This window comes from Paenibacillus mesophilus (genome assembly GCF_005938385.1).
Taxonomy (GTDB): Bacteria; Bacillota; Bacilli; order Paenibacillales; family NBRC-103111; genus Paenibacillus_AB; species Paenibacillus_AB mesophilus.
Genome location: NZ_VCRA01000045.1, coordinates 23,251 through 32,318, shown reverse-complemented (window position 1 = coordinate 32,318; position 9,068 = coordinate 23,251). Strand labels below are relative to the sequence as shown.

Sequence of the window (9,068 nt, the reverse complement as noted above, 5' to 3'; positions counted from 1 at the left end):
AATGGATGTTCCTGCTCTTACGAGTAGACAACCTTTTTCGAGTTGTACAAAGAAAAATTATGTGAAAACAATCACAAAATTCACTTGCTACATGATGTTAGCCTTAATGCAACGCTACTGCATCTTTTCCAGTTAAATACGTGCAGCCGGCCCATTATGCCGATTTTACCTGCATGTTTTCCATTTAGCCAATCCGGACAACCGCAAAAAACAAGCCCCGTCCGGCAAAACGCTGCCGAGCGGAGCTTATGTGAACGCCTGCCGTATCGCGCTCTCTTACTTCGCGGCCTCTTTGATCGCTTTGTTGACTAGTTCGTCCGCTTCCCGGAGAATCGTGTTGACGTCGCTGTTCGGCTCCAGCACCATTTTGCGGAACTGGGCGCGAACGATCGCGACGGCCGCGGCATCGTATTTCGTCTTGAAGGCGGAAGGGGCGGCCGGCTTGCTGTATACAAAGCCGAGACGGTTTTTGTCCTTCAGCGCCTCGATATCGAGCCCGAACTGCTCCATCACTTTCGGATCCTTCATGACCGGGAAGCCGCCGCTGCGGGCGATTAAGCTTTGCGCCTCATTCGTCAGCATGGCGGTCAGAGCCAGGTAGGCTTGATCCTTGTTTTTGCTCGTCGTAGAGATCATCCGGACCCCGCCGTCCACCTGCGTCGTAGTGCGCGGCGCTTCCGAGAAGGAAGGAAGAGACACCATGTCAACGTTGAACCCGGTTTTGATCGCATCCGGCAAGTTGGAGAAGATGGAGCTGGTTACGTACATCGCTACGGTGCGGTCCTTCAGGAACTGGTCCAGGCCGGTTCCGAACGTTTTGTCGTCCACCCCATTGCCGGGAATGCGGAAAAACCGCGCGTACGTTTCGAACAGCTTCTTCCAGCCTTCGCTGTTCACGACCGACTTCTCGGTTTTGCCGTCGACGAAAGACAACGAGAGCTGGTTCGCCGTAAACAAGTAAAAGTCCTGGAACGCGAAGCCTTTGTAGGCGACGCCGCCTTCCGTTCTTGTCACTTTCTGGGCAAGCGCGTATGCTTCGTCCCATGTCATGCCGTCCTTCGGATAGGGGACGCCGAATCGGTCGAAAATATCTTTGTTGTAATACATCATGATGATATTGCCGTTAATCGGCAGCCCGAGCAGCTTGCCGTCGCCGGAGATGGCGCGCACCGAGTCCAGTACGACCGGACTGATGACGCCGAGATCGGTCTTATACTTTTGGACATAGGGCGTCATATCCTCGAGCAGCTTGTTGTCCATATGCGTCCGCATGGCCGCCATCGAATCGGCGATCATGTCCGGCACGTTGCCGCTCGCGATCAGATCGGGCATTTTATTTTGCGCCGACGAGACCATCTGCATCGTAATATGGGGATATTTCAGCTTTACCGGTTCTGCGACGGTTTTCTGGAACAGCTGGTCGGACATGTTGCCCCATATCGTAATCGTGACCGGATCGGTGTTGATCTTCGGCGCGGCGACCTCTTTCTCTTTGGGGGCTTCCGTGCTCCCGGTATTCCCTTGCGCGCAGCCTTGCAGCAGAAGAGCAGCCGACAAAGCGGCAGCCGCGATCCGGCATCCTTTCTTCCAATGAACCATAACTTGCATTCTCCCCCCGAGCCGTTCGACGGCTTCAATAATATTCGATAATGGCCAATCCGCCGGTCTGATTCACGCCCGCCGCGCCTTCCGCCCACATTCTTAATTTCGAGTTCGTGGCATCGGTGAGCAAATAAATGTCCCGCAAGTCGATCATATGCTGCTCCTGGTGCGTTCCCGAGGCGGATACCGATTGCCCGAGCTTCACCGATTTGTCGTCGGTCCCGACGAACAGCTGATACGTCTGCGCGGAGGTGCCGAAAGCCGGCTTGTTTACGTAAATGCTTTTGATGAGTGTCCCGAGCGGAAATTCCACGGTGTAGTCTTGGGCTGATGAAGTCCCGAGCGGGAAGCCGTATGCGGCAATTTTGACATGGATCGATTTCAGCGGGGTGGAAGGCTCCCGGGCCATCGAGTTTTGCTTGTTCAGATCGAAGTCGCACACCTTTTTGTTGACGAAGCTTGCCCCGCCCCTCTGGTAGCAATCTTTGGCGATCGCCCGGCCGATATTGCCCGTGAACGTTATGCGGTTGTATAACGGATTCGTCGACAGCCCGGTTTGGCACTTGTCGAAAAGCAGCAGCCCTCCGGACGGAGAAGAGTTGCTCGACGCGAAGTCGCCCTTCAAGACGTATTTCAAGCTTTCCGACAGCGTGCAGTTCTCGAACGCCACCCGGTTGTTCGGACCAACCTCCACCGCATTCCGGGCCCCTCCGACAACGGTTCCGAAATTGCAGCCGTCGAATACGGCCGCCGTCTCCGTTCTGAATCCGCCGCTTCTTACGATCCCCCGGTTGATGCCCTGCAGCTCATAGCGGACTCCGAAGAAATTATAATTGTTGTTGCCCGGACCGACGGCCGCATCGTCCGCCACGTTCAAAATGTAGCGGGGCACCGACTCTTCCCCGGTTTTCGTAAATACGACACATGAACCGCCGAAGAAATTAACGCATCCACCGCCGCCGCTCTCCACCTTGACCACATCGTTAGTCGTCGATACGTCCGTCGCTACGAACTCGATAACGACAGACTGCTGGTTGTTCAACGTCAGCACGGTACCGCCGCAAGACAAATCGCACGAATGAAACTTCATCAGGTCGGCGTTGCCTGTCCCCTGCAGCACAAACAGATCGTCCAATCCTCCCGTGCTTAGTCCGATCGCCGCATTGACGCTCGAAGACAGCGCGCAGCGGAAAAACTTGAACTGCTTCTCGCCTCCGGCCGACCAAATGTTGAAGCCATTCGCTTTCGTATCGTTGTCGCCGGTAAAGCCCAGATCGAGGAAATGGATGCGGTCGAATTTATGGTTATTCGGTCCGTTGTTGTAAAACCACTTCTCCGTTCCGCCGGTCTCCAGCAGCAAAACCGAGGAATACATATTTTCTCCCGCATACGTGATGCCCCGCTTGATGGAGCCCGTGTATGTAATGCCGCTGAACAAGTTGTTGCTCGTGATCCGGTATACGCCGCGCGGAAAAAAGATTCGCGGATGGACGCCGAGGTAAGACGAATTGATGCCGGCCGTAGATCGAAGGGCGGCTTCAACCGTATTTTGGATCGCCGTACTGTCGTCGGTAATTCCGTCTCCTTTGGCGCCGAACCATTTCACGTTCCATTGTCCGTCTATGATCCGTTTGAACCGTGCTCCGGAAGCGGTTACAAGAATAGTCCCCGTATTATCCGCGGATGTCGTATCTGCCGGATCGCAGCGAAAAGCTCCCTCCTGTCCGAGATCGGTCGCCACATATACGTTCCCCGCACTCGGGGCCGTCTCGGCCCTTATCCCGGCGAGCGTCGTGGCGATACAGCTGTCGCCCGCTCCGTAGGCGGTATCCGTTGCGATTCCAGTGACCAGACCCGCGACTGCCAGCGCTGCACCCGCCATGCCGATCGAAGCGAGCGCAGCCCTTCTGCTCATCGTCCCGTTCGAACCTCCCGTTTCAAGAAGCGGTTCCTCAGTTTGTCCGACCGTCTTGTTCGTATCGTTTGCCGGCATGAATCGTCCTCCACTGCGGTTATTTGTTGTCGTACCAGTCTTTCGTATGCACCACTTTCTCTTTGTTCGCCGCATACCAGCCGGCCAAATAGCTGTCCAGCTGCGCGCCGCCGGCGTTGTCCCATGCGGACTTCGCGTCCTCGAAAGCTTGGTCGATCGTGTACGACGGACCGCTGACGACCGCTTTGGACCAAATGTCCGAGATCGCTTTCGTCGCGTTTTTGACGATGATCTGCAAATGTTCCGGCCAATGGGGCTGTGCGCTTGCGTCGATATCGTAATAGATCGGCCGGTCTGGGCTTATATAGGCGGCTTCCGCCGCTTGAATCAATTCGCCGAACCGCTTCTCCGTCGGATTGTCCGGGTTCAGCCGGGAAATGAATTTGTCGCATTCTCCGCCGGACGCGCTGGAAGAGAGCATGCGGAAGTCGAGGTTCCAGTCGACCTCCCTCTTCGATTTGTCCGCGTTCACGACTTGCGGGCAGCCGTTCTTGCCGGTCGTATAGTGCACGCCTTCGATTCCGTATCTCAGCGTCTTGATCGTCGACGGCTGGACGAGGAAATTGACGTATTGGAGGGCTGCCTCCGGATTTGTCGCCTTGGCGTTGACGACTGCCGTGATGTAAGCCGACGGCGAGAGCGCCGGACTGTACTGTCCGAACCGGCTCCGGGGCAGCGCGATCGGCATAATTTCGCCGTCCGGAACATTTTTCTTGAACGTTTCGTACAGCTTCAGCCCGAGCGCTCCCGCCCCCCCGTTCGCGCCGAACATGCCGAGCTTGCCGGTTACGAAATCTTGCTGGGCGCGCTCCCCATTTTTGTCGGTCAAATAGTACATGTCGACCATGCCGCCGTCATAGAGCCGTTTCTTCAGCTCATAGGCCGCCTTGGCACGGTCCCACGCGTGAACGTATGCTCCGTTCTCGACTTTCCATTCGCTGTGGCCGAACATCGCGTTGACGATGCTGTCGCCGACAAAGCTCAAGTTCATCCCGTACGTGTCCTTCTTGCCGTTGCCGTCCGGATCTTGCTCCGCGAACGCCTTCGCCACCTCGTAAAACTGCTCCGTCGTCGTTGGGATATCGAGGTTCAGCTTATTCAGCCAGTCCGCTCGAATGAACAGGACGTGGTTCGTCGTGATGGGACTGATGGCCCCGAGCCCATACAGCTTGCCGTCCGCCTTCGTGCCGAGCTTCCTCAGCACCGGATATTGTTGCAGCAGCGCTTTGTAGTCTGGCGCGTACCGCTCCACCGGACCGTCGAGCGGCAGAAGCAGAATTTGCGCGTACAGCTGGTTCGTATACCCAGTCGAGTATTCCATAATAAGATCGGGTGCCTTCCCGGAAGCGAACAGCGTATTGAATTTCATCTCGGACTCCCAGCGCGGAATCGGGACGAATTTGACTTGGACCGGGCTGTTGGCGTTGATCCATTCGGTCCAGCGGTTTCTTGCGGCCGTTCCTTCTTCGGCGGGAACGTTGCCCCGATCGTAGACGGATACCGTAATTTCCGGCTTCCCGGCCGATTTGCCGTCCGTCTGCTGCCGTTCACTGCCGGCGGATGAGGCTGTCGCGCCATCCTCGGTCTTGCCGCCGATGCAGCTTGTCAGCAAAACCCCGATTACCAGCACCGTTACAACGGATGCGGCGCACCATTTTCCCATATGCTTGGCCATTGCCCGTTCGACCTCCCTTATGCACGCTCTTCAGGCAAGTCCAGCTTATCATCAAATCGCGCTCCTCGTCTCACCACCTTACCCCAAATTACCCTAAATTACCCCAAAAAGTGAAGCAGCCCTTCGCAGCTTATTCCGGGTACTTTTCGGGGACCCCGATACTATTACCCCAAAAAGTGAAGCTGCCCTTCGAAGCTTATTCCGGGTACTTTTCGGGGACCCCGATACCCATACCCCAAAAAGTGACGTGGTCCTTCGCAGCTTATTCCGGGTACTTTTCCCGCCACTTTCCCACTATACCGAGCCGCCGCCGCAACCGGCAATAGACACAATTCGCATGATTGACCATTCTCTCAGAACGCCGAAAAAGCCCGTCAGGCAAAGGTTTGCGGACCTTTTGCACAGACGGGCGCCGAGAATGGTCAACCGCCGAACGAGCCGACGGCAAGCTTGTTCGCATGTATTCGGCTCCGGCGAATATACATAAAAGAAAACCATTCCAAGTATAAAGAGGCGGCTCATGCAAAAACAATCTTTTGTACGAGGGACGTTCATTCTGACGGCAGCGTCCTTGACTACGAGAATTCTCGGATTCGTAAGCGGCATTTTTCTGGCCCGTTCGCTAGGAGCGGAGGGGATCGGTCTATTGATGATGGCCCATCCGCTCGTACCGCTCGTCATTACGCTGACCGAATTGGGGCTGCCGGTCGCCATCTCGAAGCTGGTGGCCGAAGCCGACGTCAAAGGGGATAAGCTGAAGGAGAAGCGGATTCTCGCCGTTTCCCTTGTCATTACGGGGACGCTCAGCATCATCCTGACACTGCTCGCGCTGCTCGGCTCGAAGTACATAGCTGCCTTGTTTTTGACCGATCAAAGAGCCTACTACGCCATGCTGGCGATTACGCCCATCGCGCCGATCGTCGCTATATCGGCCGTGCTGAAAGGCTATTTCCGCGGCAAGCAGCATATGATGTCGATCGCCTTGTCCGACGTGTTCGAGCATATCGCCCATATTGCGTGCATGCTGGCGCTTGTGCAGCTTCTGTTGCCTTACGGCATCGAATACGCGGCGGCGGGAGCCATGGCCGGGGCCGTCGTAGGCGAAGGGGTAGGCCTTCTCTATTTGCTCGGAAGATACAAATGGAATCAGCGGAACGACGAGCATAAGCAGAAGGCGTCCGAGCATTTGCGGCACGGCAAGCGCACTTTCGCGGAGCTGATGCGGATGGGCTTGCCGACGACCGGCCTCGGCTTCGTCCATTCGATCTACAGCGCCTTCCAGCCGATGCTGATTACGAAAAGCTTGGCGCTATTCGGGCTCGGCACCGCCATGGCGACCAAGCAGTACGGGCTGCTGGTCGGCTACGCGTTCCCTCTGCTCGTCTTCCCGAGCTTTATTACGCATTCGTTATCGACGGCGCTTATCCCGGCCGTGAGCGAAGCGATGGCCAACCGCAACGGGATGGACGTGCACCGGAGAATGGATCAGGCGATGCGGATCGCGCTGTTCGTGGGAGCGCCCGCCACCGTCATTTTGTACATATGGGCCACTCCTCTTACGACGCTGCTCTACAACGCGCCGGAAGCCGGACCGCTGCTCAAGCTGCTCGCTCCGATCTTTTTCCTGCATTATTTCGAAGCGCCGCTGCACGCCGTCCTGCTCGGTCTCGGCAAAGCCGGCACGACGATGTGGAACTATATCGCCATGGTCATCATGAAAGCGGCGGCGATTTATTTTCTCGGCAGCCAGTTCGGCATTACCGGCATCGCGCTCGGGATGAATTTCGGCATCTGCTTCATCACGATGCTCAACTTCTTCTCGATCTCGAGCCTGATCGGGTTTTACTTGGATCTCCGGCGGTTCGTGAAAGTCGCGCTCTGCATGGCGGCCATGGCATTCGCCGGTCAATCCGCCTATTCGTACGCACAGCATATCGGCATGCAGCCGCTGTGGAGCTTGCTCGGCTCGATCGGCATCGCGATTGCCGCGTTTCTGCTGTCGCTGGTGCTGACGAATACGATTAACCGCAGCAGCGTATTCCGTTTCGGCGGAACGGGCGGGATCGCCGCTTTACGCAAGTAGACGGTCCATCGCCTTACATAAAATCGGCATCATTTCGTCGATATGCTCCTCGGCTGCGATCAGCGGCGGCATGAGCCGGATTGTGGCCGGATGCGGGGAATTAATTAGCAGTCCTTCCCGCAAACATTCGGCAACCAGCCCGGCTCCGACAGGGGCCGGGAGATCGAATGCAAGCAGCAGTCCTTTGCCCCGCACCGGGCTCAAGCGGTAAGTGTGCTCAACCTCGCGCAGTCGGTTCTCCAAATAGAAGCCTACCGCCTCCGCGTTCCGGGCAAGCCGCCGATCCACGATCTCTTGGACGACCGCTTGCCCAACGGCCATCGCGAGCGGCTGTCCCGTATACGTCCCGCCCTGGTCGCCGGGCTCGAATAAGTTGAAGCACTCCCTCGTCAGCAGCGCTGACAATGGAAAGCCTCCGCCGATTCCTTTGCCAAGTGTCATCGCATCGGCTTGAATGCCGTAATGCTCGGCTGCGAACAGTTTGCCGGTTCTGCCGAGTCCGGTTTGGATTTCATCGAATAGGAGCATCATGCCCCGTTCGTCGCACAATTCGCGCAGCCTGCGCAAATAGTCCGCGTCAACCGGATGAACCCCGCCTTCCCCTTGAACCAGCTCCAGCATAACCGCGCAAGTGTTGCCGTCGACGGCGGCCAGCAAACTGTCCATATCATTTAAGGGGACATGCTTGAACCCGGGCATGGCGGGGGCGAAGAGGCTTTGCCAGCGCGCCTTGCCCGTAGCCGACATCGTCGCGAGCGTACGCCCGTGGAAGCTGTTGACCGTCGTGATAATTTCATATGCCCCTCCGAGATTTACCGCCCCGTGCTTTCGCGCCAGCTTGATCGCTCCTTCGTTCGCTTCGGCTCCGCTGCTCGCGAAGAACGCCTTGTCGTAGCCGGACAAGCCCGTCAGCAGCTTGGCAAACTCGATCATCGGCTTATTGTAGAAAGCCGGGCTCGCATTTACGAGGGTCGACGACTGACGAACGAGCGCTTCCCGGATAACGGCCGGCGAATGGCCGAGGCAGGTAACCGCCCAGCCTCCGATAAAGTCCAAGTAACGGTTGCCGTCGGTGTCCCACAAATACATCCCTTCGCCGCGTTCCATGACGAGTCCGGGACGGACGGCCGTAAACAAAATCGATTGCTCCGCATCGGCCAGCAGCTGTGCCGTGCCGGATTTCCGCACATCAACCATCGTATCACCTCCGATAAATACGAATTATTATACATATTATTGTATTTATATACAATACCCAGCACACAACCTTTCAGGCAGGTTGTGAAAATAAGAGCGGTTTGCAGCAGCAAATAAAAACGCGCCTTCCGATCGATAAGACCGGCAGGCGCTTTTTCTTATGCATTATTCATCCACAGTGCGATTGGTAAGCTTGGCGAAAGCGTCATTGATCGTTTTCATGCGAACTTCGACTTTTTTGGCGGCCGCATCCAATGTAAACCCGTCGTCCATAAGCTCTTTGACGAGAAGAATTTTTTTGATGTTTACATAATCGTACTTCCGCGTCGTCCCTTCGCCTTCCTTGGAGGGAACAATGATTCCCTTCTCCTCCCAATATCGGATCTGCCTTTGCGGAACGCCCGTAATATCCGATACTTCGCCGATGCCTACGACCAATTTGCCCAAAAGCTCGATATCCCACCAGAAGCTTTCCACTTGATCCTGATTATCGCTCATCTTTCCCACCTCGCGTGTCA

Annotated in this window: 6 protein-coding genes; 1 reads left to right on the top strand and 5 read right to left on the bottom strand. The window is 56.3% G+C overall.

From position 1 onward, the window contains the following. Window positions 1-276: 276 nt before the first annotated feature. The 3 genes from FE783_RS35325 to FE783_RS35315 are packed head-to-tail and all read right to left on the bottom strand — an operon-like array spanning window position 277 to window position 5,270. On the bottom strand, window positions 277-1,599 hold the full coding sequence (locus tag FE783_RS35325) for an ABC transporter substrate-binding protein (protein WP_158302209.1): 1,323 nt from the start codon (window positions 1,597-1,599) through the stop codon (window positions 277-279). Window positions 1,600-1,633: 34 nt separating this feature from the next. Next, on the bottom strand, window positions 1,634-3,595 hold the full coding sequence (locus FE783_RS35320) for a glycosyl hydrolase family 28-related protein (RefSeq protein WP_158302208.1): 1,962 nt from the start codon (window positions 3,593-3,595) through the stop codon (window positions 1,634-1,636). 19 nt (window positions 3,596-3,614) lie between these two features. Next, window positions 3,615-5,270: an extracellular solute-binding protein gene (locus tag FE783_RS35315; RefSeq protein WP_138884104.1), complete on the bottom strand. Its 1,656-nt coding sequence runs from the start codon at window positions 5,268-5,270 to the stop codon at window positions 3,615-3,617. A 520-nt stretch (window positions 5,271-5,790) separates the two neighbouring features. Here FE783_RS35315 and spoVB point away from each other — a divergent pair. Beyond that, window positions 5,791-7,353, top strand: coding sequence for a stage V sporulation protein B (gene spoVB, locus FE783_RS35310; RefSeq protein WP_138884103.1), 1,563 nt, complete (start codon window positions 5,791-5,793; stop codon window positions 7,351-7,353). Here the strand turns inward: spoVB and FE783_RS35305 are convergent. Together FE783_RS35305 and FE783_RS35300 are read right to left on the bottom strand one after the other, a co-directional pair. Beyond that, window positions 7,342-8,550 (bottom strand): aspartate aminotransferase family protein, encoded by a 1,209-nt coding sequence (locus FE783_RS35305; RefSeq protein ID WP_138884102.1) that lies wholly within the window; start codon window positions 8,548-8,550, stop codon window positions 7,342-7,344. The two genes, spoVB and FE783_RS35305, sit on opposite strands and share 12 nt — an antisense overlap. Window positions 8,551-8,715: 165 nt before the next feature. After that, on the bottom strand, window positions 8,716-9,048 hold the full coding sequence (locus FE783_RS35300; protein WP_138884101.1) for a MerR family transcriptional regulator: 333 nt from the start codon (window positions 9,046-9,048) through the stop codon (window positions 8,716-8,718). Window positions 9,049-9,068: the final 20 nt, after the last annotated feature.